Genomic DNA, 25,927 nt, shown 5'->3' with positions numbered 1-25,927 from the left:
TATCCTTAGACCTACCACTCTGTACGTTACCCAGCAGGAAAAAAATATGAGCCAAGCAGAACGTTCAACGCTAAAAGGCCAGTGCATCGCCGAGTTTCTCGGCACTGGCCTGCTGATTTTCTTCGGTGTCGGCTGCGTCGCCGCATTAAAACTGGCGGGAGCCAGCTTCGGACAGTGGGAGATCAGCATCATTTGGGGTCTGGGGGTTGCGATGGCAATCTATCTGACCGCCGCCATTTCCGGCGCTCACCTCAACCCGGCCGTCACTATCGCCTTGTGGCTGTTTGCCTGCTTCGATGGACGCAAGGTTGTGCCTTACATTGTGGCGCAGATTGCAGGCGCATTTTGTGCCGCCGCACTGGTCTACGGTCTGTATTACAACCTGTTTGTGGATTTTGAACAAACTAACAATATGGTACGTGGCAGCACAGAAAGCCTGAATTTAGCGGGCATTTTCTCAACGTACCCGAACCCGCACATTTCCGTGATGCAGGCGCTTCTGGTTGAGACCGTCATCACCGCGATTCTGATGTGCCTGATTCTGGCGCTCACCGACGACGGTAACGGCATCCCACGCGGGCCGCTCGCTCCTCTGCTGATCGGTATTCTGATTGCCGTTATCGGTGCATCCATGGGGCCGCTGACCGGCTTCGCCCTTAACCCAGCGCGTGACTTTGGTCCTAAGCTGTTCGCTTTCCTGGCGGGCTGGGGCGACGTGGCCTTCACCGGCGCACGTGAAATTCCTTACTTCCTGGTTCCCATCTTCGGCCCCATTATCGGTGCCTGTCTGGGTGCCTTCGGTTATCGCGCACTGATTGGTCGTAACCTGCCATGCGATGTGTGTGAACCCGAGGCAGAAGCTACCACGCGTCGTGAAAGCCGTTAAACTTAACGCCACGACCATCCTATTTCACGGTTAATCATTACAGGATTGGATTTATGAACCCGGAAAAAAAATACATTGTTGCTATCGATCAGGGCACAACCAGTTCCCGTGCTGTCGTACTGGATCATGACGCCAATATCATTAGCGTGTCACAGCGTGAATTCACCCAGATCTATCCAAAAGCCGGCTGGGTAGAACATGACCCTATGGAAATTTGGGCGACACAAAGCTCGACGCTGGTCGAAGTGCTGGCTAAGGCCGATATCAGCGCAGATGAAGTCGCGGGTATTGGTATCACCAATCAGCGGGAAACCACCGTCGTCTGGGAAAAAGAGAGCGGGAAACCGATTTATAACGCGATCGTCTGGCAGTGTCGCCGTACCGCTGAAATTTGCGAGAAGCTGAAAAAAGACGGTATGGAAGAGTACGTTCGCAACACCACCGGACTGGTGGTCGACCCCTACTTTTCTGGTACCAAGGTAAAATGGATTCTGGACCACGTTGAAGGCTCCCGCGAACGCGCAAAACGTGGTGAATTACTGTTTGGTACGATTGATACCTGGCTGATTTGGAAAATGACGCAAGGGCGCGTTCATGTGACGGATTACACCAACGCCTCCCGCACCATGCTGTTTAACATTCATACGCTGGAATGGGATGCCCGCATGCTGGAAGCGCTGGATATTCCGCGCGAAATGCTGCCGGAAGTGCGCGCGTCTTCAGAAGTCTACGGTCAGACCAACATCGGCGGTAAAGGCGGCACGCGTATTCCTATCGCCGGTATCGCAGGTGACCAGCAGGCGGCGTTGTACGGCCAGCTTTGCGTCAATCCTGGGCAGGCGAAAAATACCTACGGTACTGGCTGTTTCTTGCTGATGAATACGGGTAAAGAAGCCGTGCAGTCCAAACATGGTTTGCTGACCACCATCGCCTGCGGCCCGCGCGGCGAGGTGAACTACGCGCTGGAAGGCTCTGTGTTTGTTGGCGGTGCCTCTATCCAATGGCTACGTGACGAGCTGAAACTGATCGGTGACTCTATGGATTCCGAGTACTTCGCAACGAAAGTGAAGGACACCAACGGCGTCTATGTCGTACCGGCCTTCACCGGCTTGGGTGCCCCTTATTGGGACCCGTATGCCCGTGGCGCGATCTTCGGCCTGACCCGTGGCGTGAATGCTAACCACATCATCCGCGCAACGCTGGAATCCATCGCCTTCCAAACGCGTGACGTGCTGGATGCGATGCAGGCAGATGCCGGTACGCGTCTGAAATCACTGCGTGTTGACGGTGGCGCCGTCGCCAACAACTTCCTGATGCAGTTCCAATCCGATATCCTCGGCACACTCGTGGAACGTCCAGAAGTGCGTGAATCCACCGCGCTGGGTGCTGCTTTCCTGGCTGGCCTTGCCACGGGCTTCTGGAACGATCTCGATGAAGTGAAGAGCAAAGCGACTATTGAGCGTGAATTCCGCCCTAGTATCGAAACGGTGGAGCGTAACGTGCGCTACAGCGGCTGGCAGAAAGCCGTTGCCCGCGCCCGTAACTGGGAAGAGCACGACGCCTAATTCCTCCTATCGGGCGCGTCTGTCGCGCCCGTTTTTTCCCCCTATCATTCAGCCTCCCTCTTCCCCCGTTGTGATAAAATCCTCGTCCACATCTCTTCCTTTCCCGATCGACAACAGACAGGTATTTATGAAACGTGAATTAGCCATCGAGTTCTCGCGCGTCACTGAAGCAGCCGCGCTGGCAGGCTATAAGTGGTTAGGTCGTGGCGACAAGAATGCCGCCGACAATGCCGCCGTACAGGCGATGCGAATCATGCTGAATCAGGTCAATATCAACGGTCAGATTGTCATCGGCGAAGGGGAAATCGACGAAGCGCCCATGCTGTTCATCGGTGAACAGGTTGGTACCGGCCTGGGCGATGCCGTTGATATCGCTGTCGATCCGATTGAAGGCACACGGATGACGGCAATGGGTCAGGCGAATGCGCTCGCTGTGCTGGCCGTCGGCGAAAAAGGCGCGTTTCTGCACGCACCAGACATGTACATGGAAAAGCTGATTGTCGGGCCTGAGGCCAAAGGGTCGATTGACCTCAACCTGCCGCTGACGGACAACCTGCGCAATATCGCGCTGAAGCTGGGTAAACCGCTCAGCCAGTTAACCGTCACTACGCTGGCTAAACCGCGCCATGATGCCTGCATCGCAGAAATGCAGCAGTTGGGCGTGAAAGTGTTCGCGATTCCAGACGGCGACGTAGCCGCATCCATCCTAACCTGCATGCCGGACAGCGAAGTTGACGTGTTGTACGGTATCGGCGGGGCACCAGAAGGCGTGATTTCGGCAGCGGTTATCCGTGCGCTCGATGGCGACATGCAAGGACGTTTGCTGGCTCGTCATGAAGTCAAAGGCGATAGCGCTGAAAACCGCCGCATCGGTGAAGACGAGCTGGCACGCTGTCGGCAAATGGGCATCGAAGCGGGTAATGTCCTCAAACTCGACGACATGGCACGCAACGACAACGTAATTTTCTCCGCAACGGGCATAACCAAAGGTGACTTACTGGATGGAATTGCGCGTAAAGGCAACATGGCAACCACGGAAACGCTGCTGATCCGCGGCAAATCCCGCACGATCCGCCGAATTAAATCGACGCACTATCTGGATCGTAAGGATCGTACGCTGCACGAATTCTTGCTGTAGCAGGCCACCGTCGCTAACTGATTGTTTCACAGTTGTTAATAAATGGCGTATCGTAGACGCACAACTTACATGCACAAATAGTGGCGTCGATACCCTAGATAATTCGAGTTGCAGGCAGGCGGCAATCGCGCGAGTCCCCAGGAGCTTACTCAAGTAAGTGACAGGGGTGAGTAAGAACAAATTGGCTTAGCCAATTTGAACGCCGCTTGCGGCGGCTCCCCAGGGCGAGGCTCAGAGATGAGCCGAGTATTGCCAACGCACATGCAGCTTGAAGTATGACGGGTACAACAGGAGCAGAAAAATATGGCTGAATGGGTGACAGGCAAAGTGATTCAGGTGGAAAACTGGACAGAAAGTCTGTTTAGCATTCGGGTGCATGCACCCGTCGATTCATTCACTGCCGGGCAATATGGCAAGTTGGCGCTGGAGATTGAGGGTGAAAAGGTGCAGCGCGCGTATTCCTACGTGAACGCACCCAGCGATCCTACGCTTGAGTTCTATCTGGTGACGGTGCCGGAAGGCAAACTGAGTCCTCATTTACATGCCATGCAACCCGGTTCGGAAGTCATGATCGTCAAAGAGGCTGCTGGCTTTTTCGTGCTGGAAGAGATTCCTGACTGTGAAACGCTGTGGATGCTGGCAACAGGGACGGGGATCGGCCCCTATTTGTCCATCCTTCAGGAAGGCAAGGGGCTGGAACGCTTTAAGAACATCGTGCTGGTTCACGCCGCCCGGTTCTCACGCGATCTGAGCTATCTGCCGCTGATGCAGCAATTACAGCAGCGCTACCATGGTAAGCTGCATATTCAAACGGTGGTTAGCCGGGAAGAGGAAGCAGGTTCGCTGACAGGACGTATTCCTACGTTGATCAGCAACGGTACGCTGGAAGCCGCAGTAGGCTTGCCGATGGATACCGCTACCAGCCATGTCATGCTGTGCGGTAACCCGCAGATGGTGCGTGATACTCAACTGTTGCTGAAAGAAGAGCGGAACATGACCAAACACCTGCGCCGCAGACCCGGTCATATGACTGCCGAAAACTATTGGTAAACAGCCAGTTGTTCTAATTAGCGGCGGAAGCGAAATGGTTCCGCCTCTGCTCCAAACCGATTTTCTCCTTTTGTCCCCAGAAAAACACCGCAGTCGAGCAATGTCATCACGACAATCAGGATCGGCAAGAAGCGACCAATGCCCCACTGCCAGATGGCGGAGAACATATACCAATTCCCTGAAGCCAATACCCACGCCACCACTAGCAACAGCGCCCACCAGCCACTTTTGTTACGGTCATGCAGCCGTTTCACCATCATCGCCGCCGTCGGCCACAACAAGGCCACTAAACCAAACGCCGTCAATTGCGTGTCCAGCCAGCGTTGACCAGAAAGCGTAAACAATACCGCCATCAGCGCCACCCAAATACCCATCCAGAGCCAGAAATCACGACGACCAATACGACCTTTAAACGAGAAGCACCATTGCTGTAATGTCATTAACGATAACGCCCTGAATTGTTAGCCTGTCTGGCCGAATAAATCTGTTTTAATTGTGGGTGATTTTACCTCAACCGAGGTGTTTACCTGCAATATTTACGCGATTTTTGGCCGTCATGTCCTATTTTTTGACAAGCTGATGTGATTTCAGGCGACCACCGACTATTTTTGACAATGACGTACAAATGCCGCTTTAATCGAACGTATTCCGCCGTTATCGGCCTGCATATTTTCTGAAATGGCTGACCTAAATCCCTATGACACGAAAACGCATCGCTTCACTGTTGGTTTTATCATCCCTGGTGCTGTACCAGACTCACGCGGGAGCCGATCCGACGTTTCCGCCCAAAACCTCATCCAATGCGCCGTACCTACTAGCCGGTGCGCCAACCTTCGATCAAACCATCACACAGTTCCGTTCTCGCTACAACCTGAGCAACCCAACGCTGCCGATCGGCGAATTTCGGGTGGTCGATACCGGTAATATCACCAGCATGTTGACGCGGGCTGCCAGCCGAATCAACGACTACCTCTATGCCTCAACCGCATTGGAGAAAGGCACAGGGAAAATCAAAACGCTGCAAATCACCCTGCTACCGCAGCCACAGAGCGAACAAGAAACAACGGTGCGCCGTAAACAGGCCATCGACTATATGGCTGCACTGGCACGCACGTTCGCCCCTTCGCTGACGGAAGAACAAAGTATGAAAAAGGTCACTGAATTGCTGGAAAAGGGCAAAGGGCAGCGCTTTTATCAGCAAACGGAGGGAGCTTTGCGTTATGTGGTTGCAGATGACGGCGAAAAAGGGCTAACTTTTGCTGTTGAACCGATTAAGCTAACGCTATCTGAACCGTGATCAACACGGTAATTCATGACGAAAAACAGAGCCACGGTCACATTTCGTCTCTATACTGTGGGCAAGTTATATTGCCTGACGGCAGTAAAATTTATGCATCGGTTCATTAATACATTGATTTATTAACATATTGATTCATTCGCGATTCCGGCTGGAGGAAAAAAGATGCGACATCCATTAGTTATGGGTAACTGGAAGCTGAACGGCAGCACAAACATGGTCAACGAACTGATCGCGGGCCTGCGTAAAGAGCTCAGCACCGTTGACGGTTGTGGCGTAGCCATTGCCCCCCCTGCTATCTACCTCGATCAAGCTAATCACCAACTGGCAGGCAGCCGCATTGCACTGGGCGCGCAGAACGTTGACGTGAATCTTTCTGGTGCTTTCACCGGTGAAACCTCTGCTGAAATGCTGAAAGATATCGGTGCGAAATACATCATCATCGGCCACTCTGAGCGCCGTACCTACCACAAAGAAAGCGATGAATTCATTGCCAAGAAATTTGGCGTGCTGAAGGACGCAGGCCTGATTCCAGTGCTGTGCATTGGCGAAACTGAAGCAGAAAACGAAGCAGGCCAGACGGAAGCCGTCTGCGCACGTCAACTGGATGCCGTGTTGAATACGCTGGGCGCGAAAGCGTTTGAAAACACCGTGGTAGCCTACGAGCCAGTATGGGCTATCGGTACCGGCAAATCTGCAACCCCAGCACAGGCTCAGGCCGTTCACAAATTCATCCGTGACCACATTGCCAAGCAAGATGCTGCCGTTGCCGAACAAGTGATCATCCAGTACGGTGGTTCGGTTAATGCGGCGAATGCGGCAGAGCTGTTTACCCAACCGGACATCGACGGTGCGCTGGTTGGCGGTGCTTCACTGAAAGCCGACGCCTTTGCCGTTATCGTGAAAGCCGCAGCCGACGCTAAACGCGGCTAAGCTTTATCGAAAATGGGCGGCCAAAGGTTCGTCCGATCAAAAAGCCGGTTCACGCTATTGCGCCAACCGGCTTTTTTATAACGGACATCCCTCCCTGTCCGCCACACTTCTTTTAAGCCGTCAGTTAGCTGCTCAACCGTTACTTCGCCGCAGGAATTTGCTGCGTAATGCAGTGAATATTTCCCCCGCCCAGCAGGATTTCCCGCGCAGGCACGCCGCTAATCAAGTAGCCAGGGAACATCTGTTGCAGCAGATCGCGTGCAACGTCATCCGTCTTTTCATCCAGCAGTGGGAAAACAATCTGCTGGTTGCTGATCAGGAAATTCACATAAGACCCCGCCAGACGAGCACCGGCAAGGCGCTCAATCGCATCGCCGCTGTCCACGCCCTGCGCTTCCTCGATAGTCGCATGGAGCGGGCCGGGAGCAGGTAGTTTCCAGATTTTCAGCTCACGTCCTTTTGCATCCCGCGCGGCCGACAGTACCTCATAGGCCGCGACAGAGCGTGCATACTGCGGATCGTTTTCATCATCCGTCCAGTGCAGCGCCACTTCACCGGGACGCACGAAACAACACATGTTATCGATATGCCCGTCGGTTTCGTCGTTGTACACGCCCTCTTCCAGCCAGATAATCGTCGAGATGCTGAGGTAATCACGCATCAGCTGTTCGATTTCTGCCTTACTCAGATGCGGATTACGGTTCGGATTGAGCAAGCATTCCGCTGTGGTCAGCAATGTGCCTTCACCATCGACATGGATCGAGCCGCCTTCCAGAATCAGCGGCGCGGCATAGCGTGCGGCCTGATGATAGTCCAGCACCTGTGCCGCGACTTTCTCATCCTGACGCCAGTCTTCATACAGACCGCCCAGTTCACCGCCCCAGGCATTGAACTGCCAGTCGATACCCCGACGTTCGCCCGTCTGATTCAGCACGATAGTGGGTCCAGTGTCGCGCATCCATGCATCGTCGCTTTCCATTTCCACCAGCGTAACATTCACCGGCATCACTTGTTGCGCATCCGCCCTGTAACGCGCAGGCACACCCATGATAACAGGCGTGTTTTGGGCGATGGCTTCCGCCACGCGCGCGAACGTTTTTTGCGCCGGAATACCCTGCTCGCGCCAGTTATCGGTGCGATATGGCCAGATCATCCACACGGCATCATGCGATGCCCACTCGGCGGGCATCGCAAAACCATCCTGATGCGGCGTGGTAAGATGAGGAGTAGCTAGCTGTGACATCACTTATCTCCGGGTCTTGCCGTCAGAGGTGGCAATGGTGCCGTACATTTCCGGGCGACGGTCGCGGAACAGGCCCCATGACGCACGCTGCGCGGCAATCGCGTCTAAATCAAATTCATGCACCAGAATAGCTTCATCTGTCTTATTGGCCTGTGCCAACAGCGCCCCCGTTTGATCGGCAATGAAAGAAGAACCGTAGAACGTCATTTCCAGACCGTCGATATATTTGCTGGCTTCCGTACCGATGCGGTTGGATGCGATCACCGGCACCAGATTTGCGGCGGCGTGCCCTTGCTGAACGCGAGTCCAGTGCGGCTGGCTGTCGATGTCTGGGTAGGCGGGCTCGGAACCAATGGCGGTCGGATAGAAAATCAGCTCTGCGCCCTGCAATGCCAGGCTACGTGCGGTTTCTGGGAACCACTGGTCCCAGCAAATACCCACACCGATTTTCGCGTAGCGTGTCTGCCAAACTTTAAAGCCCGTGTCGCCCGGAATGAAGAATTGCTTTTCCTGATACGCCGGGCCGTTCGGAATGTGTGTTTTGCGATAAACGTCCAACACGGAACCATCTGCGTCAATCATCACCAGCGAGTTGTAATAGGCGTTATTAGCACGCTCAAAGAAGCTCAACGGCAACACCACATTCAGCTCCGCCGCCAGTGCGGAGAAGTGCTTAATCAGCGGGCTGGTTTCCAGCTCCTGCGCCAGCGCATAGTGCTCTGGGCTCTGATCGATACAAAAATACGGTGCGGCAAACAGTTCCTGAATCAGGATAACCTGCGCGCCCTTTGCCTGCGCTTGTCGCACCAGCTTTTCAGCGTTTTCGATATTCTTGGGCAGATCCCAGGAACACGCCATTTGTGTTGCGGCAACGGTAACTTTTTTCATGCGAAAACCTCAATAATAACGATATATACCCGCTCTTTCTCATCAGCAAGTATCGGCAATAAGTGTTTCTCTCGGCCACGATTATGCATCGACGCTAACCAGCGCGGCCTTAACGAGTGTCTACTCTAAATAATTCAAGTTTCAGGCAGGCGGCAAGAGAAGGACAAATTCGTCAGGAACGAATTTGACCAGCCAAAGGCTGGCCTCCGGTGAGAGACAGGATGTCTCTCATTTCATCCCGATGAGCTTACTCAAGTAAGTGATTCGGGTGAGTGAACGCAGCCAACGTACATGCAACTTGAAGTATGACGAGTATAGGCCAACACACCTGCGCATGCCCAATAGGTGTATCCCGTTAAGATATTGACCGAGAATGACATGTGTATTATGCCAGTTAATGGCAGCACTTCACTATGCTGAAGAATGATCTTACCCACGTAAATCGGACACAGACTTATTAGCGCCAAGATGCGCCATCAACGTTAAAAAAACCCAAAAAAAAGCCCTCCATCATGGAGGGCAAAAAGACAGGGATGGTGTCTATGGCAAGGAAAAACAGGGTGTGTACCTACTACACATTTGCTACTCGGACTGCACTACGCTTACAGACTACTTACTACACTACTACTCGGGATTCTCTGTCTCAGTATCGCTTGTGGTGCCTGGTGATGGCGCGGCCATCTGGTTAAACATGGATATCTGCTGCTGCATCTCTTTCATTCGTTGCTTATGCTTCAGCTCTAAAATGTCTTTCTGTGCTGGCGTCAGCAGGTTATACATTTGGTTGCGCACTCGGGTCATCTGAATCTGACGCTCAATCTGCACACTCATCATTCGGGTTATCTGCGTTCGCACCGCCGCTTCATCAAACGTTTCTGCGGTCACCAACTGATGCATGGCTTTAATATCTTCGATGTTAAACGCCGGTTTGTCCTGACGACTCTGGTGCATCAAATCACGCATTTGCTGACGCTGTTGCTCAGTCAACCTCACGCCATCGAACATACCTTGCTGGCTGGATACGCCTTTCGTGGCGGAATCATCAATATGCCAGCCGCTGCTCACCGGAGCATCTCCACTCTTCTCTGCTGCAAAGGCGGTAAAAGTGCCTAACATAAGCAGTGAAGCAAGAGATAAGGTTGCGAACTGTTGCATCAATAACTCTCCAGAGCGGTACGTCATTTTGTGAATCAATGAGCATGAGTCTACGCATCTTGCTGCAAACATGCGTCAGAGGATGTAAAACTACGTAAAGTCATGGAATAGCGCTAATCTATGTCGTATTTTGCCCTTGGAGGTAGAGAAAACATGAATAAAATTCTGCTGGTTGATGACGATAAAGAGCTGACCGCTTTATTGAAAGAGTTGCTCGAAATGGAAGGTTTTAACGTCGTTGTCGCCTACGACGGCGAGCAGGCGTTACAGATAATAGATAACACCATTGACCTGTTATTACTGGATGTAATGATGCCGAAGAAAAACGGTATCGATACATTAAAAGAACTACGACAGCAGCATCAAACGCCGGTCATCATGTTGACCGCCCGCGGCAGTGAGTTAGATCGCGTTCTTGGCCTGGAGCTGGGTGCGGATGACTATCTGCCGAAACCCTTTAACGATAGGGAACTGGTGGCACGAATTCGCGCGATTCTCCGCCGTTCCAACTGGACCGATCAACAGCAGGCGGGTGATAACAGCGCGCCAACGCTGGAAGTCGATGGCCTGCGTCTGAATCCCGGACGGCAGGAAGCCAGCTTTGACGATGTTGTACTGGATTTGACAGGCACCGAATTCACGCTGCTCTATCTGCTGGCGCAGCGGTTAGGACAGGTGGTTTCCCGCGAGCATTTAAGTCAGGAAGTTCTGGGGAAACGGCTGACGCCGTTTGACCGTGCGATCGATATGCATATCTCGAACCTGCGGCGTAAATTGCCAGAGCGTAAAGACAGTTTGCCCTGGTTTAAAACGCTGCGTGGACGAGGCTATTTGATGGTATCGGCTGCATGATCAATAGTTTGACCGCCCGTATCTTTGCCATTTTTTGGTTAACGCTGGCGCTGGTACTCATGCTGGTTCTGATGGTGCCCAAGCTGGACTCGCGCCAGCTTACCGCCCTGCTGGAAAACGAGCAGCGGCAGGGCATCATGCTGGAACAGCACATTGAAGCAGACCTCGCCAACACCCCTGCCAACGATCTGCGCTGGTGGCTACGACTGTTCTGGGTGTTGGAGAAGTGGGCTCCACCGGGGCAGCGCCTTTTTCTGGTCACCAGCGAAGGCCGGATCTTTGGCGCAGAGAAGCATGAAACTCCGATCGTGCGTAATTTTATCGGGTTGTCGGATAACGCCGATCATCCACAAAAGAAAAATTACGGCCGCATTGAGCTTCTCGGTCCTTTTGCGATCCGCGATGGTGATGACAACTACCAGCTTTATCTGATTCGTCCTGCCAGCAGCCCGCAGTCCGATTTCATTAGCCTGTTGTTTGACCGTCCTTTGCTGCTACTGATCTTCACCATGTTAATCAGTTCACCGCTCTTGCTTTGGCTCGCCTGGAGCCTGGCGAAACCCGCGCGTAAGCTCAAGCACGCCGCCGATGAAGTCGCCAAAGGTAATTTACGTCAGCATCCTGAATTGGAATCTGGCCCGCAGGAGTTTCAGGCGACGGGCGTCAGCTTTAACCAAATGGTCAGTGCGCTGGAACGGATGGTGACCGCACAGCAACGTCTGCTGTCTGATATCTCGCACGAACTGCGGACGCCGCTGACGCGCTTGCAGTTGGCAACGGCGCTACTGCGTCGGCGTCAGGGAGAAGGCAATGAACTGAACCGCATCGAGACGGAAACCCAGCGGCTCGACAGCATGATTAACGACCTGCTGGTGCTGTCGCGCAATCAGCACAAGAATGAACTGACCCGCGAGTTCCTGCATGCTGATGAACTGTGGGGCAATGTGCTAGACGATGCAGCTTTTGAAGCCGAGCAGATGGGTAAAACGCTGGAAGTCCCTTACCCTCCAGGCCCCTGGACGCTCTTCGGTAACCCGGCCTCGCTCGACAGTGCGCTGGAGAATATCGTGCGCAACGCGCTGCGTTATTCTCACAACCACATCGAAGTGGCTTTTTCGGTGGATAATCAGGGCATCACCATCAAAGTGGATGATGACGGCCCCGGCGTTAGCCCGGAAGATCGTGAACAGATTTTCCGCCCCTTCTACCGTACCGATGAAGCGCGTGACCGCGAATCTGGCGGTAGCGGTTTGGGGCTCGCTATTGTGGAAACCGCGATTACGCAGCACAAAGGGTGGGTAAAAGCGGAAGACAGCCCACTGGGTGGGTTGCGCTTAATCATCTGGCTACCGTTGCATCAACGGTAGGCTAGGTAGACCTGTCCTGACGCATTGGTTTTCTCTCAATGCGTCAGGACACTCCAGTAAGCCAGTAAAGCCCATCCTATTTAGGACTCGTGTCGCAGAAAAATTTTGTCGAACCATCAGGCTACTGAGTGCATTCCCCAAATGAAAGTTCCTCCCACTTCTGCTGTATGTATTTTCTGAAACTAATCATCAACGGGGATTGATATTCCCTATACCTCCATACCAGATAAGTGTCTAATGTCGGTATTTTCCAGTCAGGAAGGACCATTTTTAATTTCCCAGAATTAAGGTAGTCCCTAATAAACCAATACGGAGAAGCAACACAAATACCTTTCCCCTCTAAAGCCAGATTGACTATCGCTGCCACATTATTTGAAATTAATCTCGCATTGATATTTATGGTTTTCTGAATATTTTCGTCTTCCTTCATAAAGGTTAATTCTGCCAACGATGGATGGTTTAACATCAAAACACCATGGTTATTAAGATCGTGAGGATCGGTAACTTCATCGTTTTCATTCAAATAATCAGGCGATGCACACATAACAAGAGGCATAGGTGTCAATTTACAATGGACTAAATCTGGACTATTCATGAACCCACTTTTCAACACCAGATCATCAAACTCAGGAGAACTCACTGACAAATCACTTCGCTCCCTTGAAAATAAATCAACACAAACTTCTTTGTGCTCATTTATATAATCAAATATCCATTGATTCGCAATATTTTCACACATAACATTCGGTGCAGAGAACCTAATTTTTCCACGAATCACCCCTGTATCATCACCAATTTCAGATAGCAGAGAATAAATAGACGATACGATAGATTTCGCTTTTTTATACGTAGAATGACCAGAATTCGTCATCTCAATCCCACGAGAACTTCTTCGAAGCAACGTGGAGCCCAGGAGCGACTCTGTTTTTGCAATTGATTTACTGATCGTTGATACACTCGTGCCAAGTTTTGTTGCTGCCAGCGACAAACTCCCACATTCAACAACCGTATAAAAAATGACCCAATCATTTACTAGTTTATTTTTATAAATCATAATAATAACCCTGGTTATTTATAATCATGAATTAAATTTGCATTTTCAAAAAACTATCACTTTTCATTCATTACAAATGCACAAAAACCAATATCCCCTTACTCATTAAACACTTAATATACACACGTAAATTTTCTGTGAGATGATTCTCCACCTTCTATGGTTAATATATAGTTACGTCAGTTATCGATGATGGCGAAATTAATGCAACCATATTTCAGAAGGGAGTTCGCCATAGGCGATGGGGTGGATTATTTCCGTTTCCGATCACGTTTTATTAATGCACTCATAGGTACCTACACTGATATCACTCATCCTCACTCTTTAGCCATCTACCTCTTATTAAAACACACTCCTTTTCCATCTGATAGTCTGCTGGCAATATTTCATCTAAAAACACTTAATTATATTCACCACAATACCCGGAAAGCCTTTTATTGCTCATCCCGATTCAGGGTCGGTATATTTATTGATAAGTGACGAAAAATCATCTCAGAAATAACAGCCCCCAATGCGCCACGCCACTCAATTTTATCGGTCAATGGGGGCTATAAAGCGGGCTAATTGGCCAACGTCAACGTCAATACCGATTCGCTGCGTTGCGGGCTGCTGACGTGGGCCTCCTGTTCTGCCAGTATCGGTTGTACTTCCAAGCGTGCAGTCAAGGCCTTCCCCTCGACGAGCCTCCCTTGAACCACTGGCACCAGTTGCTGTCCGGGGGTCAACATCATCGCCTGACCACCATTATCCCCCCATTCCCCCGTTGACGTCAGTGTTCGCAGTTCCACAGCTTTTCCATCCAACTGTACATCCAACAAGCGTAGGCGGGTAACCCCGTGTCCACCGTAACGCAGCCCTCCCTGTTCACTACCTTCTCCCTGAATCAGTAATTTCATGGTTCGGGTGTGCGGACAAGCCACGTTAAGCATCAGTGAACGCGTACCAGGAGACACCGAGCCCCTCGCAACATCCTGCAACTGCCAACGTGACATGATGCCGTAATCAACCACTGGATTACTAGCTGACAGGGTACAGCGAGTATTAGGTTGCCACTCAGGCATCACGCCACCTTCAGTAACAGGGGGGGAAATAAGGTCGGTAGCATTGGCACAGGCTGCGCTCATCAACAGCGCAAGCGCCCATCGCCCACAAAACATATTCATATCATTCTCCTTATCGACAGGTTGCCGTTGCATTTTCATAGAAGCCCGATGTGTCCACCTTCTCCGGCAAGTCAAGTTTCATGCTGCACACGGTTTTGCCCGAGCTTTGCACCGCCAACACCATGCCGGGAGTAGCATCTGGCACAAAAACCGACCCATCTTCACCCACTACCGTCACCAGGCTGTCGGAACCATCAAACACGCTAGCGCCAGCCGGAATGCGTTTATCATCCGCCATCACCGCGTCAACTAGCACACGACGCGTGCGTATTACATCAAAATCTACCCGGCCAATGGCACCCCGTGCCATTTCCGTTTCTTGCCAGGCATTGCTGACATCAACATTCTTGTCCAGACTGCGGGTGTCGATTTGAATGCCTGAACGACGGTAGCCATTCAGCGTTGGGAGGACGGCATATCCCCATCGGTTAGTCCACACCGGCCCTCCTGGTGTATCCAACCGCACGCCTGACTCTTTCCCCACCCGAGCAATACCAAAAGTATCTGCCACACGATAAGGGGATAGTGTCACGCCGTCCTTATGAAGCACTGCGGCACCGCTGGCGCGTGCTGACCAACTGGTATAGTTATCACTGCTATGGCTAAGGCTGGCACTGAGCTGACTAACAGGCGTCACGAAATCCACATTACCGCTGGCAGAAGTATGATGATTACGCAGATCGCGATCGGTAGAAATGCTCCAGCCACGGTCCTGACTGGTACGGTCACTGTAACGTACACCTGTACGAGCACTGCGTTTAGCCGTGTTCAGGTAGCTACTGATATTACGCCCCTCACCCAGCGGCATGCTGAACGAGACGTACAATCGATTATCCGCTTTACCGCTGAGCGTACCCGTATTGCGTTCAAGACTCGCGCCCAGATAGGCGCGACCAAACTGACGACTCCAACTGCCACGCAGATAATCAGTGTTGTTACCAGCAAAAGTCGTGCTACGCGCCCATGACAGGGAAAAACTGCCAAGTACATCTTCCGACCAGTGAATACCGCTCCCCCACTGATAGCGACTGCGGCTTTGGCTATTCGGGTTGTTGAGAGAACGCCGTTGCAGTGCATCGCTCAGTTCACGGTATTTGGCCGTCTGTTGACTCCCATTCACGCTAACGCCGAGGCGTTCGTTCAGGCTGTGGCCAAGCATTGCTGACAGTAACGTACCCGTATTACTGTGCTCCACATCCTGAGCCAGCGTACCTTGAAGACTAAGGCGAGTCGGATCAAACAATTGGGTTTCCACACTCATGGAACCCGCGCGGTAAGGGGATGATCCTAAGACACCTGCATTAAGGCTTGTGAAGGGGGTGAGCTGCCAGCCAGAAGCAATCGTTCCCAGCACGGGGGATTCGCTGCCCTGCTGTTCAAGGCGACCAGCACCAAACGACAGTCCTGGTGTAATCAAAGGCGCACGCGCCAACAGCGTCGCCGCAGGGACGATAAATTGTCGCGCCTGACCGTTAGTGCCCGTCAGTGTGACGACCAGATCGGAGCGTACATTGAGCAGTGAAAAACCTTGTAGCCGGAAAGGCCCCGCTGGCACGGCAGCGCTGTAAATCAGCACGCCAGACTGGCGAACTTCGACAACGGATGGCGTCTCAGTCACCCCCTCAACCAAGCCAGCACCTCCCTGCCCTGATGTCAGTGCCGATTCCGGGAACATTTGGAACCCTCGCACTTGACCAGCACCAAACAAAGAGCTGGATAGGCTGACCTGCCCAACCTGTAGTACCTTTTTAAGGCCAACAAAGCTACGCTGAGCGTAGGCAGCCTGGTGGTTAATACGCTCCTGCCCATTAAAGCGGGTAAACGTCTGGCGACTGCGAACCAGCCAATCGCCAGCATTAAACCCCGCTTCGGTACCGATTTGGCTGAAATCGACGCCTCCCGCGCCGCCAGACGAGCTCATATACATAGCATCATAGTTGAGCATGCCCGCCACACCGCCATGTTGCCAGTTTCCCTGCTCAGTGCTTGATGCACTACGCGCTTCCGGTGGGACGAACAGATAAACTTTACCCTCGCCCGGTTCAACCTGTATGTCAGTTTGAGGCCAGGCCTGGCGCAGGTCGAAGCAGGCCGCACTATCCGCATACCCAGGTGGCGATACCAGTTGAGCCTGATTCTGAAAGGCGCGATCGGCGCATAATGTCCCTTTTTCATCAAAACGCACCTTAATGCGTCCACGATTATCGCCGTTTACCGCCAGCAACACGGTGGACTCACCTGGCATAAAACGCGGTGCGTGGCTAAATAGCCTGGCAATGCTAGGGTCAATACCACGGTCACCCAAAACACTCTCATCAAAAATGAGACTATCATCATTGGCGTTATCAGTCGCTGCGCCAGCCACACCCACACAACTGGCACAGCCAAAAGCGATTAACAACGAAAGACGGCAACGCCGCGATGGAAGCTTGGTGTACGGTTCATGTGACACATCGCCCCCTTACGGCACCAGAGGCGCTTCATAGCTATCGACAGTAAAACCCCACGTCGTAGCAGGTGAGATCTGGACTCGGTTTGCTACGCCACTGGTTTGCTTTACCTCGCTGGTCAGTGTCAGTTGCTGTCCCGGCAGGATATAAGCATGCGGCAGCATCCAGTTCGAGCGGTTTGGCAATGTCGTAACGCCCACACCAAGGCGAACAACATAAGGTGATGGGTTATGGACGCTCAGTTTTCCTTCCTTGAGAGACCACACAAGGCGTTTCCAGGGAGCCTCATCACGGGCAAGGCCAGCAGGGCGAATGATGACTGGCAGGTTCTGTCGCACGGTCATACGCACGACGTTGCCGTCTTTTTCCTGAGGAGGTACACCTTCAAATATCACGCGTTTAAGACGTTCGGTTTTAAGTGGTGTTTTCGTCGTCAGCATGAAACGCACACGCTGGGTTTTGCCAGATTCGACACGAGCAGCCGGTGGGGTGATGATGAGTAATTTTTCCTGGTCGTGCTCAATATCCTGCAACGTCGTTAGCAGCAATACGGGAAAGGCATCCGTATTTTTCAGGTTGATGGCACCTTCACCATCACTTCCCTCTACGATAACAACTGAAGATTCGGGCAGCATGCCCGTTGCATGAGCGTTGACGGATAGCAACCACAGCGCGGCAAGCGAAGCCACACAAAAAGTAGAAAAACGCATACGAAACACCTTCGGTCTCTAAAAATAAAAGAAACAGGAATTGGTCAGAGAAAACCAGAAAAGACTGGGCACGGAGCCCAGTCGGCAGCGGAGAAAAACATTACAGGTAATGCAGTTCCAGCGTGGTCAGCCCGTCCAGTTTGACGGGTTTGGAGAGGTTAAGCTCGGAGGTTTTGGTGATATAAGCCTGTACGCCCAGTTTACCGGCAACCGTTTTGAAAGCGACCGGCGTTTTCCCGCCTTTTTCTGCCCAGGTTAGCTGATGGCTTTTAGAAGTGTAATTAAGCAAGGAGCCATTATCAAATGTCGCACTGCCCCAGTTGTCAGACGCATTTTTGCGTACCAGCAATGAAGCACTGCCACCATCAACGGTGTAGGAGCCCGGAACAAACCGAATGCCGTATCCCCCGATATTCTTGCCGTCATCAGATTTTCCTAACCCTGCGACATTCACAGAAGGCATATCAAAGAGCTTGCCCAGAAAAGGGGCATAGCCACCAGCAGATTTTTTTGCATCGGTGACCGTATCGGCCTTGGTGCCGATAGCATTCACCGCAACTTTCGCAGGAGCATCACACGTTATGGAAAAATCGACCTGTTTTTCCGCTAACACCGTAAAGGTGTCACTTTTCAACGACGCTGGCGGAATAACACCATAATCGATGGTACCGCCACCGGCCAGAGTGGGCTTGCAGGCCGTCGGCGTGATGGTGCCAATGACTCTGACATCAATACTTTCAGCCATCACGCTGGTTGATGTCGCGGCTAAAACCGCCAGTGCACAGGCCGTTTTTGTTACTGTATTCATCATCATCATAATAACCTCTTCGTTTTTTATAGATTAATAACGTCAACAGGAATGAATCCTGCCAGACAGATAACTGCGAGAATAAACATCATCAACAACCGCATTATTTTATTTTTACATCACCCCCTTAATTCAATTGAGTAGCACCCAGGAAATCACAATCAATTAATCAATACAGGTGCCAATAAAAAACCAGTGAAGTGATCATCTTCAAAAAGCAGTCAGGAATATTAAAAATAATAAAAAAACAAACCTTTCCAAATTAGAAAATAAATAAAAATATATCTCCGCAGTTTATTACGGAAAAAACATTACAGGTAATGCAGTTCCAGCGTGGTCAGGCCATCAAGCTTGACGGGTTTGGAGAGGTCAAGCTCAGAGGTTTTGTTGATGTAGGCCTGGACATCCAGCTTGCCAACGAGAGTGGTGAAAGCGATAGGATCAGTTGTGCCAGGTTTAAACCAACTGGATATCACTGGCACTGTGTAATAGAAATAAGATTTGCCGTATTTAGTCCATTTGTCACCTGAATTTAAACCTTGAATCCCATAATCAACCGATTTGCCATCCGCACTAACATTTGTCATTGCAATGGCATATCCGCCTATTTTTTTATTACCATCCAGACCCAGCCCAACAACGTAGTCTGCAACATCACCGCCAATATTGTCAGGTCGATAGGAAGCGCCACCTTTATTGTCATCTCCCCGTCCAGCCACGGTGTTAGGGCGGCCGTTAATCGCTTTCAATGCAACTTTTGCCGGCGCATCACAGGTGATAGCAAAGTCCACACTCTTAATACCGAGTTGATTAAGTGAATCTTTCTTTAACGACGCTGGCGAAATAACACCATAGTCAATCGTACCCCCACCGGACAGGGTAGGCTTGCAGGCTGTCGGCGTGATGGTGCCAATGACTCTGACATCAATACTTTCAGCCATCACGCTGGTTGATGTCGCGGCTAAAACCGCCAGTGCACAGGCCGTTTTTGTTACTGTATTCATCATCATCATAATAACCTCTTCATGTTTATTAATTAAAAGAACCAGCAGAAATTTACCTGCCAAGAAGAAACGTTAAAAGAAATAAACTTTTTAAAATTGAAAAATGTAAAAATATCCAGAATATATCTCTGCGGTTTATGGTGCAGAAAGACGCATACGGAACACCCTTGGTCTCTAAAAATAAAAGAGACGCGTATTAGTCATAAAAAACTGGGCACAGATCCCAATCGACAGCAGAGAAAAACATTACAGGTAATGCAGTTCCAGCGTGGTCAGGCCATCCAGCTTGACGGGTTTGGAAAGGTCAAGATCGGAGGTTTTGGTGATATAAGCCTGCACGCCCAGTTTACCGGCCACCGTTTTGAAAGCGACCGGCGTTTTCCCACCTTTTTCTGCCCAGGTTAGCTGCTGGAGTTTAGAATACACACCAAACAAGGAGCCATTATCGTGTACTAAGCTGTCCCACTCATCAGACGCCTTCTGGCGCACCAGTAATGAAGCACTGCCACCATCAACAGTATAGGAATCCGGTACAAACCGAATGCCATATCCCCCGATATTCTTGCCGTCATCAGATTTCCCTAACCCTGTGACATTTACAGAAGGCATATCAAAGAGCTTGCCCCTAAAGGGATCATAGCCACCAGCAGCTTTGTTTGTATCTGTGACTGTATCGGCCTTCGTACCGATAGCATTCACCGCGACTTTCGCAGGGGCATCACACGTTATGGAAAAATCGACCTGTTTTTCCGCTAACACCGTAAAGGTGTCCTTTTTCAACGATGCTGGCGGAATAACGCCATAATCGATGGTACCGCCACCGGCCAGGATGGGCTTGCAGGCCGTCGGCGTGATGGTGCCAATGACTCTGACATCAATACTTTCAGCCATCACGCTGGTTGATGTCGCGGCCAAAACCGCCAGTGCACAAGCGGTTTTTGTTACTGTATTCATCATCATCATAACCTCTTCGTTTTTTATAGATTAACAACGTCGGCAGGAATGACTCTGCCAGACAGGTAACTGCGAGAATAAAACTCACAGAATGATTAAATTAATGAAAAAAATAATTTCCAGACAACACCGCCACCGTGAGGCGAACAAAAATAAGAAATAAAAACAGCGCCATTTCACCAGATTTCAACCGGCCATGTCGGCCATGTAATTAATAAAAAACCGTAAAATACGTACTTTAACAAATGAAAAAATAGCAACTGGAATAAATAAATTTCACAAATTATCTATAAACATTAAAAGCAAGTAAACAAAAAAAAAGAAAAATAAACATTTCCAAAATGGAAAAGAAAAGAAAATTCTATTTCCCATTACCACACTCGCCAGAAGAGAGTTACTCTTCACTCGCTATAAATGCGTAATTAAATAACCTTAAAAATATCAGATATATCTGAAAAAGAAATATGAATTGATCCGAAGTAACCAGAAAAATCCAAACCAGAAGCGTAGTCACCGCAGATAAATACGTTACAGATAGTCCAACTCCAATATGAGCATCCTATCCAGCTTAGCGGGTTTGTGAAAGGAAAGGCGTAGGGCTTTTATTAAGGTCGTCTTACACGCCCTGTGTGCCAGCCATAATTTTGCTAGCGAACGGAGTTTTCTCGCTTTTTTCCAGCAAGTCAATTGCTGACGCTTATCAGAAGCATGACACATAGCGTCATTATCAACTACCCAGTGTTCCCACGATCTAGACGTATTACGATGCATTACTAATAAAGCACTTTCACCATCAGTGGCATAGAAACTCGGTATAAGCCTGACGTCATATTCCCCGCTATTTTTACGGGTATCAAATACTTCCAAACCTGTCAGAGTGATAAATCCATTTTTTAGCGAAACGGGTAAAGTAATACTGTAGTCGGATGAACACCCGTCAGTCGGCGATGAATGGTAGGCCGTCAACGTAAGAGTACCTATAATTTTTACGTTAATGCCGTCAGCACTCACCGAGTGGGGTGCAGTTACCAGCACGACCAGTACACAGGCGGCCATCTTCATTGCATTCAGCATAATATCCCTCTTACAAAAACTGATATGATTTCGAAAAACATCATTACACTCGGTGGGTAGCTATAAGTAGAAATGGTGAGTACTAGATCGTTGAATAAACCAGAAAATAATAGCCGTGAGATATCGCCTGCACGGAGATATGTCTTGTAGCTCATAAAATATGATTATATTTTTTAGCAAGAAATATAATGACCAAATAAAAAATAACAATCATCTACAATTATTAATAGAAGATAAATAAAAATTCAGGAAAATGAAGTTTTCCAGATTAGAAAACACCGTCGAAATTATTTATTCAGTGGTCAGGTTATCCCCTACGATGACTCGACATTGCGTTTTTTACGCGATTGCGTAGAGTGATCGTCACTCATGCCGAAAACAGGCAAGACCCGTGTTAAAGAAGGATACCAACCATGAAAGGAGTAACGCTACTGGCTGGCGTACTGACCGCGTTAATGAGCAGTCAGGCATTCAGTTCCAGCGATGGAGTGTGCGGCTTTTCCGACTCAGAATGCGGCATGTCCGCCCTGCCTTACCTGCAACCAGGTAATGACACGCGTACGAATCTGATGTTGCTGCAAAGCCGTCTCCACGGAATTTCGCTTCCGTTACCCCATCCTTTACCCGATCAAGCGCGTTCACGTATCGATCCTTTCACGGCGTACCGAGTCATGGGGCTCGCGGCGACGGAAACGCCTCAGACGTCAGAGTCAGGAGAGGATGTCACGGCTGATGCGCCTTACCTTTCGACGCTCAACAAAGCGAAACAGCTGCATCTGCCTTTGTCCGTTCAGAGCACGATCTCCACGTTTTCGCCTGATGATAACGAAGGACGGCACATTTCCAATGCGCTCTCCACGCTGGAAGCGTTTTTTGACGTTCTGTTGGCAGATAAGCAGCTCACCGAGGAACAGCGTACGATACTGGCACATCAGCGGGTGAATCTCCTCAACCCGCTGTATACCGAAGAGGCGCTGAACGAGGGGCTTGCCAGCCTGCCAGACGAAGGACACGCTGGCGCACTCACGCACTATCTGTTCGCGGTTCTGGCGTTTTACCAGGGTCACTTTGGTGAGGCGGAAAGCGGTTTTCAGACGTTAACGTCGTCGCCACAGCCGTGGGTTGCGGAAACCTCGCGCTACATGCTAATTCGCGTGGCAATCAATAAAGCCATGGAAAACGCACTGGATGAATACAATATGTTCGATGCCAGTAAAGCCGATAAAGCCGCCGCTCAGTTGGCCGTTCAGCATATTGATGACTATCTGAAACAGTATCCCGAGGGGCAATACACCGATTCCGCTAACGGACTGTATCGTCGCGCATACTGGATCATGAACGATACGAATGCTCTGGCGAAAACGTACCAACACGAACTGGACGGCACCACCGACGTCGAAGACCTCCTTGAATTGAACGATGAGATCGACAATAAGCTGCTGGAAAATCGGCAGTTCATCAGCGCACCGGGCAGCGCGCCGTTGACGATGGTGCAAGATCTCAAACGCTTGCGTTCAGACGAAGGCTGGCTGGCTTTACCCGCCTTATCCGCCGATGAGCTAGCCGCGCAGAAACCGCTGTTTGAGCAAGACAACATGCAGGACGCGTTCAGCTACCTTCAAGCCGCCCAGCTGTTTTATGGTCAAAAAGATTACGCTGCCGTGGTTAACAGCGTTCCCGCCACACAGGCGAACGATCTGACCGATACCGTGCGTTTTAGTCTGCAAGTATTACGCGGTCGGGCGCTGGTACGTCTGGAGCGCTGGGATGAGGCAGAGGCGCACTGGCGCCAGCTATTAACGCATAACATGGGGTACACGCAAAACCAGTTCCTGCAACTGGCACTGGCGGAAACGCTGGTCAAGGCCGTTCATCCAGAGCGAATTTTTACCGCCGACAGCCCGGTGAAAAACCTGCGTTTCCGTTCCGCCGTGCTGAAAATTAGCGCCAATGCCGATTTGCTCCGTCAGCAAACAGGCCCACAGCAAAGCCATGAAGAGCGGGCTATCGCGCTGCATACGCTGTTAACCAAATCGCTAACCCACGGTGATTACGCCAGCTATCTCAAAGACGTTCAGTTGCGAAAAGACATTGCGCCGCTGGTCAGCAGCGAAAATCAAAGCTGGAATCAGGAGGATCTAACGGCCTTTGACTGGGACGGCAGCGACACCGAGGAAGACTATCAATGCCCAGCGCTGAATGACGTGGTCACAACGCTGAACCAACGCCCCAACGATGCACGTGCGATTAACTGCCTCGGCGAGTTCTTCCTGCGCACCAATAACAGCGTGGGCTTCGATTGGGGTGAAGGCAGCATGTTGAGTGGGCTCACCAACGCGCCAACGCAATTCGTCGGCACCGAATATAATCGTCTGGATGGTTACATGAAGGTGATTGCCGATCCAAAAGCGCCACCGGAAGACAAAACCTATGCCTTGTATCGCGCGGTCTACTGCTATGCACCAAGCGGCTATAACGACTGTGGCCCACAGGAAATCAGCAAAGCAACCCGCAAAGCCTGGTTTACCCAACTGAAAACCAAATACAAAGGCAGCGTGTGGGCAGAAAAGCTCGATTATTACTGGTAACGCCGTCAATCGTGCTGGCCTGCGTACTCTCGTTGTGTACGCAGGCCGCTCCCGTTAACGCTGCACCTTCAACCGTCAACGCGGCAAACACCATCGTCGATGCAACGCGCTATCAGGACTTTTGGCTCTGGGCCGCGGTGCGGCCACAGCAGGTTCTGCATCAGGCGCAGACACTTTACCTGCATCAGGGAGAAGTCGCTCGTCGTCAGGGTAACGTCGTTTTCCTGCGTCAAGGCGTTCCCCCCAGCCAGCTGCGCGTTAAGCGCATGTGGCTGGCTTTCCGCATGACCACGCTAGAGCTTTCCGATCGCCATCTCAACCGGATGCTGAAGTTACGGGAAAAGTGGCAGCGCCACGGTAATCAGGTGGTCGGGATTCAGATAGATTTTGACGCCAAAAGCTATCAATTGGCGGGCTATGTCGCCTTCCTAACGCAGTTGCGCGAGCGTTTGCCCGAAGATTGTCAGCTCAGCATTACCGGGCTGCTCGACTGGTCGAAAACGGGGGATGTGTCAGCGTTGAACCGCTTACAGGGCAAACTGGATGAAGTGGTGGTGCAAACCTATCAGGGGCGCAGCACCATTACCAACTACACCGAGTACCTACCCGCGCTGATGAAGCTGACCCTTCCTTTCCGGGTAGGGCTGGTACAAAACGGTAAGTGGGAACCGCAATGGCAGCAGCGCCTTGCCACGTCACCCTATTATCGCGGAGAGGTGGTGTTTCTGGTAAATCCGCCACTGAAGAAATCCGCCAGCGGCAGGCTGTAGCAAACGCGGTTACAGGCAACCGCCGAAGCCATTTTGCCGCCAGGCTTCATAGCTGATAATCGCCACCGCATTCGACAGATTCAGGCTGCGGCTATCGGACTGCATGGGAATACGGATACGGAAATCCGATTCGAAGCCGTTGCGGATCTCGTCTGGCAGGCCGGACGTTTCCGATCCAAACAGCAGCACATCGCCCGGCTGATACGTCGGCTGGTCATAGGGACGACTGCCTTTGGTCGTACAGGCGAAAATGCGCTGGCCGGGAATTGCGGCCAGAAAATCCTGATAGTTCTTATGACGGCTGACCTTCGCCAGATCGTGGTAATCCAGCCCTGCACGGCGCAGTTTCTTCTCTTCAAAATCAAACCCAAGCGGTTCGATCAAATGAAGCGTACAGCCGTTGTTGGCAGCTAATCGGATGATATTGCCGGTGTTTGGTGCAATTTGCGGTTCATAGAGCGCGATATGGAACATGAGATAACGTCAACCACGAAGAAAAATTCCGTCGCAGTATAACGCATTCCAACGGAGCGACCCAAAGCCTGCGCACACAGGAATGCGGATTACTCTGCACGACGTTTTCATCCACAGCGATTACACTTAATGAAACACATCAGGCTAATGCACTGATGAAAACACGATGCGGGCATACAGCCTGTGTGGAGGTTTAATGAAACACCCTAAGACATTATTGGCCTGTGCGGCTCTGCTCGGCCTGCCACTGCTGGCAAACGCCAACGCGATACAAGCGCCCACGCCTCAGCAGCAGTTTGAAAATGGCATCAGTAGCCAGAAACAGCTACAGCAAAGTATGCAGCAGAGCCAAAAATTGCAGCAGCAACAGCTGAATCAGCAGCTCCAGCAGCGTAACCAGCAGTTGCAGCAACAGCGCCAGCAGCAGCTACAGAAGGATCTAGAGCGGTCGCAGAGAACCACACCACCACCGCCCATTAAACAGAACCCCTGAGGCTGCTGCGG

Annotated in this window: 24 protein-coding genes; 11 read left to right on the top strand and 13 right to left on the bottom strand. The window is 51.1% G+C overall.

Going from position 1 to position 25,927, the window contains the following annotated elements; genetic code table 11:
• Window positions 1–46: 46 nt before the first annotated feature.
• The 4 genes from E2566_RS00740 (at window position 47) to fpr (ending at window position 4,639) form a co-directional block, all read left to right on the top strand.
• A complete protein-coding gene (locus tag E2566_RS00740) occupies window positions 47–886 on the top strand; it encodes an MIP/aquaporin family protein (protein WP_005973324.1) in 840 nt (279 codons plus the stop codon).
• A 53-nt stretch (window positions 887–939) separates the two neighbouring features.
• Window positions 940–2,451 (top strand): glycerol kinase GlpK, encoded by a 1,512-nt coding sequence (gene glpK, locus E2566_RS00735; RefSeq protein WP_107168692.1) that lies wholly within the window; start codon window positions 940–942, stop codon window positions 2,449–2,451.
• Window positions 2,452–2,578: 127 nt separating this feature from the next.
• Window positions 2,579–3,589: a class II fructose-bisphosphatase gene (glpX, locus tag E2566_RS00730; protein ID WP_107168691.1), complete on the top strand. Its 1,011-nt coding sequence runs from the start codon at window positions 2,579–2,581 to the stop codon at window positions 3,587–3,589.
• Between the two features lie 303 nt (window positions 3,590–3,892).
• The gene (gene fpr, locus E2566_RS00725; RefSeq protein ID WP_107168690.1) at window positions 3,893–4,639 is read left to right on the top strand and encodes a ferredoxin--NADP(+) reductase; all 747 of its coding nucleotides are present in this window, start codon (window positions 3,893–3,895) and stop codon (window positions 4,637–4,639) included.
• A 17-nt stretch (window positions 4,640–4,656) separates the two neighbouring features.
• On the opposite strand, the gene E2566_RS00720 is transcribed toward fpr, so the two are convergent.
• The gene (locus tag E2566_RS00720; protein WP_107168689.1) at window positions 4,657–5,079 is read right to left on the bottom strand and encodes a DUF805 domain-containing protein; all 423 of its coding nucleotides are present in this window, start codon (window positions 5,077–5,079) and stop codon (window positions 4,657–4,659) included.
• Between the two features lie 257 nt (window positions 5,080–5,336).
• On the opposite strand from E2566_RS00720, the gene E2566_RS00715 reads away from it, so the two are divergent.
• A complete protein-coding gene (locus tag E2566_RS00715; RefSeq protein WP_107168688.1) occupies window positions 5,337–5,936 on the top strand; it encodes a YiiQ family protein in 600 nt (199 codons plus the stop codon).
• Window positions 5,937–6,101: 165 nt separating this feature from the next.
• Window positions 6,102–6,869 (top strand): triose-phosphate isomerase, encoded by a 768-nt coding sequence (gene tpiA, locus E2566_RS00710; protein ID WP_107168687.1) that lies wholly within the window; start codon window positions 6,102–6,104, stop codon window positions 6,867–6,869.
• Between the two features lie 139 nt (window positions 6,870–7,008).
• Here the strand turns inward: tpiA and aguA are convergent, their stop codons facing one another.
• From aguA to cpxP, 3 genes are all read right to left on the bottom strand, one after another.
• The gene (aguA, locus tag E2566_RS00705) at window positions 7,009–8,112 is read right to left on the bottom strand and encodes an agmatine deiminase (protein WP_107168686.1); all 1,104 of its coding nucleotides are present in this window, start codon (window positions 8,110–8,112) and stop codon (window positions 7,009–7,011) included.
• Between the two features lie 3 nt (window positions 8,113–8,115).
• On the bottom strand, window positions 8,116–9,000 hold the full coding sequence (gene aguB, locus E2566_RS00700; RefSeq protein WP_107168685.1) for an N-carbamoylputrescine amidase: 885 nt from the start codon (window positions 8,998–9,000) through the stop codon (window positions 8,116–8,118).
• Window positions 9,001–9,624: 624 nt separating this feature from the next.
• Window positions 9,625–10,155: a cell-envelope stress modulator CpxP gene (cpxP, locus tag E2566_RS00695; RefSeq protein WP_107168684.1), complete on the bottom strand. Its 531-nt coding sequence runs from the start codon at window positions 10,153–10,155 to the stop codon at window positions 9,625–9,627.
• Window positions 10,156–10,308: 153 nt separating this feature from the next.
• Here cpxP and cpxR point away from each other — a divergent pair, with 153 nt between their 5' ends.
• Entirely contained in the window at window positions 10,309–11,007 is a 699-nt protein-coding gene (gene cpxR / locus E2566_RS00690; protein ID WP_107168683.1) for an envelope stress response regulator transcription factor CpxR, read from the top strand.
• Window positions 11,004–12,374: an envelope stress sensor histidine kinase CpxA gene (cpxA, locus tag E2566_RS00685; RefSeq protein ID WP_107168682.1), complete on the top strand. Its 1,371-nt coding sequence runs from the start codon at window positions 11,004–11,006 to the stop codon at window positions 12,372–12,374. The genes cpxR and cpxA overlap by 4 nt, the downstream gene beginning before the upstream one ends.
• 121 nt (window positions 12,375–12,495) lie before the next feature.
• Here the strand turns inward: cpxA and E2566_RS00680 are convergent, their stop codons facing one another.
• From E2566_RS00680 to E2566_RS00645, 8 genes are all read right to left on the bottom strand, one after another.
• Window positions 12,496–13,428 (bottom strand): LysR family transcriptional regulator, encoded by a 933-nt coding sequence (locus E2566_RS00680; protein ID WP_107168681.1) that lies wholly within the window; start codon window positions 13,426–13,428, stop codon window positions 12,496–12,498.
• A 560-nt stretch (window positions 13,429–13,988) separates the two neighbouring features.
• Window positions 13,989–14,591, bottom strand: coding sequence for a DUF1120 domain-containing protein (locus E2566_RS00675; RefSeq protein ID WP_039551643.1), 603 nt, complete (start codon window positions 14,589–14,591; stop codon window positions 13,989–13,991).
• Between the two features lie 10 nt (window positions 14,592–14,601).
• Window positions 14,602–17,043 carry a fimbria/pilus outer membrane usher protein gene (locus E2566_RS00670; RefSeq protein WP_107168680.1) on the bottom strand — a complete coding sequence of 814 codons (2,442 nt, stop codon included), beginning with the start codon at window positions 17,041–17,043 and terminating at the stop codon, window positions 14,602–14,604.
• A gap of 9 nt (window positions 17,044–17,052) precedes the next feature.
• Window positions 17,053–17,751 (bottom strand): fimbria/pilus chaperone family protein, encoded by a 699-nt coding sequence (locus tag E2566_RS00665; protein WP_039551645.1) that lies wholly within the window; start codon window positions 17,749–17,751, stop codon window positions 17,053–17,055.
• A 100-nt stretch (window positions 17,752–17,851) separates the two neighbouring features.
• Window positions 17,852–18,568: a DUF1120 domain-containing protein gene (locus E2566_RS00660; protein ID WP_052238875.1), complete on the bottom strand. Its 717-nt coding sequence runs from the start codon at window positions 18,566–18,568 to the stop codon at window positions 17,852–17,854.
• A gap of 302 nt (window positions 18,569–18,870) precedes the next feature.
• Window positions 18,871–19,626: a DUF1120 domain-containing protein gene (locus E2566_RS00655; RefSeq protein WP_234405976.1), complete on the bottom strand. Its 756-nt coding sequence runs from the start codon at window positions 19,624–19,626 to the stop codon at window positions 18,871–18,873.
• Window positions 19,627–19,809: 183 nt separating this feature from the next.
• Window positions 19,810–20,526: a DUF1120 domain-containing protein gene (locus E2566_RS00650; protein ID WP_205942462.1), complete on the bottom strand. Its 717-nt coding sequence runs from the start codon at window positions 20,524–20,526 to the stop codon at window positions 19,810–19,812.
• A 519-nt stretch (window positions 20,527–21,045) separates the two neighbouring features.
• On the bottom strand, window positions 21,046–21,591 hold the full coding sequence (locus E2566_RS00645; RefSeq protein ID WP_107168679.1) for a hypothetical protein: 546 nt from the start codon (window positions 21,589–21,591) through the stop codon (window positions 21,046–21,048).
• 413 nt (window positions 21,592–22,004) lie between these two features.
• Between E2566_RS00645 and E2566_RS00640 the strand changes: the two genes are divergently transcribed.
• Both E2566_RS00640 and E2566_RS00635 read left to right on the top strand, forming a co-directional pair.
• A complete protein-coding gene (locus E2566_RS00640; RefSeq protein WP_107168678.1) occupies window positions 22,005–24,179 on the top strand; it encodes a PA5441 family protein in 2,175 nt (724 codons plus the stop codon).
• Window positions 24,149–24,949 (top strand): DUF3142 domain-containing protein, encoded by an 801-nt coding sequence (locus E2566_RS00635; RefSeq protein ID WP_107168677.1) that lies wholly within the window; start codon window positions 24,149–24,151, stop codon window positions 24,947–24,949. Before E2566_RS00640 ends, E2566_RS00635 begins: the two co-directional genes overlap by 31 nt.
• Window positions 24,950–24,958: 9 nt before the next feature.
• Here the strand turns inward: E2566_RS00635 and E2566_RS00630 are convergent, their stop codons facing one another.
• A complete protein-coding gene (locus E2566_RS00630; RefSeq protein WP_107168676.1) occupies window positions 24,959–25,423 on the bottom strand; it encodes a tRNA (cytidine(34)-2'-O)-methyltransferase in 465 nt (154 codons plus the stop codon).
• 196 nt (window positions 25,424–25,619) lie between these two features.
• Between E2566_RS00630 and E2566_RS00625 the strand changes: the two genes are divergently transcribed.
• Window positions 25,620–25,916, top strand: coding sequence for a hypothetical protein (locus E2566_RS00625; RefSeq protein ID WP_107168675.1), 297 nt, complete (start codon window positions 25,620–25,622; stop codon window positions 25,914–25,916).
• The last annotated feature ends 11 nt before the right edge of the window (window positions 25,917–25,927 follow it).

Source organism: Pectobacterium punjabense (assembly GCF_012427845.1).
Lineage (GTDB): Bacteria > Pseudomonadota > Gammaproteobacteria > Enterobacterales > Enterobacteriaceae > Pectobacterium > Pectobacterium punjabense.
The sequence above is the reverse complement of the archived record's forward strand: the minus strand, read 5'-3'. Positions and strand labels throughout refer to the sequence as shown.

Bases quoted from the DNA above. Each gene is read 5' to 3' on its own strand.
- E2566_RS00625 (WP_107168675.1), top strand. From the start codon at position 25,620: ATGAAACACCCTAAGACATTATTGGCCTGTGCGGCTCTGCTCGGCCTG.
- cpxP (WP_107168684.1), bottom strand. From the start codon at position 10,155: ATGCAACAGTTCGCAACCTTATCTCTTGCTTCACTGCTTATGTTAGGC.
- E2566_RS00665 (WP_039551645.1), bottom strand. From the start codon at position 17,751: ATGCGTTTTTCTACTTTTTGTGTGGCTTCGCTTGCCGCGCTGTGGTTG.
- fpr (WP_107168690.1), top strand. From the start codon at position 3,893: ATGGCTGAATGGGTGACAGGCAAAGTGATTCAGGTGGAAAACTGGACA.
- aguA (WP_107168686.1), bottom strand. From the start codon at position 8,112: ATGTCACAGCTAGCTACTCCTCATCTTACCACGCCGCATCAGGATGGT.
- E2566_RS00630 (WP_107168676.1), bottom strand. From the start codon at position 25,423: ATGTTCCATATCGCGCTCTATGAACCGCAAATTGCACCAAACACCGGC.
- cpxR (WP_107168683.1), top strand. From the start codon at position 10,309: ATGAATAAAATTCTGCTGGTTGATGACGATAAAGAGCTGACCGCTTTA.
- E2566_RS00640 (WP_107168678.1), top strand. From the start codon at position 22,005: ATGAAAGGAGTAACGCTACTGGCTGGCGTACTGACCGCGTTAATGAGC.
- tpiA (WP_107168687.1), top strand. From the start codon at position 6,102: ATGCGACATCCATTAGTTATGGGTAACTGGAAGCTGAACGGCAGCACA.
- E2566_RS00680 (WP_107168681.1), bottom strand. From the start codon at position 13,428: ATGATTTATAAAAATAAACTAGTAAATGATTGGGTCATTTTTTATACG.
- E2566_RS00675 (WP_039551643.1), bottom strand. From the start codon at position 14,591: ATGAATATGTTTTGTGGGCGATGGGCGCTTGCGCTGTTGATGAGCGCA.
- E2566_RS00740 (WP_005973324.1), top strand. From the start codon at position 47: ATGAGCCAAGCAGAACGTTCAACGCTAAAAGGCCAGTGCATCGCCGAG.
- aguB (WP_107168685.1), bottom strand. From the start codon at position 9,000: ATGAAAAAAGTTACCGTTGCCGCAACACAAATGGCGTGTTCCTGGGAT.
- E2566_RS00645 (WP_107168679.1), bottom strand. From the start codon at position 21,591: ATGCTGAATGCAATGAAGATGGCCGCCTGTGTACTGGTCGTGCTGGTA.
- E2566_RS00660 (WP_052238875.1), bottom strand. From the start codon at position 18,568: ATGATGATGATGAATACAGTAACAAAAACGGCCTGTGCACTGGCGGTT.
- cpxA (WP_107168682.1), top strand. From the start codon at position 11,004: ATGATCAATAGTTTGACCGCCCGTATCTTTGCCATTTTTTGGTTAACG.
- E2566_RS00650 (WP_205942462.1), bottom strand. From the start codon at position 20,526: ATGATGATGATGAATACAGTAACAAAAACCGCTTGTGCACTGGCGGTT.
- glpK (WP_107168692.1), top strand. From the start codon at position 940: ATGAACCCGGAAAAAAAATACATTGTTGCTATCGATCAGGGCACAACC.
- glpX (WP_107168691.1), top strand. From the start codon at position 2,579: ATGAAACGTGAATTAGCCATCGAGTTCTCGCGCGTCACTGAAGCAGCC.
- E2566_RS00715 (WP_107168688.1), top strand. From the start codon at position 5,337: ATGACACGAAAACGCATCGCTTCACTGTTGGTTTTATCATCCCTGGTG.
- E2566_RS00720 (WP_107168689.1), bottom strand. From the start codon at position 5,079: ATGACATTACAGCAATGGTGCTTCTCGTTTAAAGGTCGTATTGGTCGT.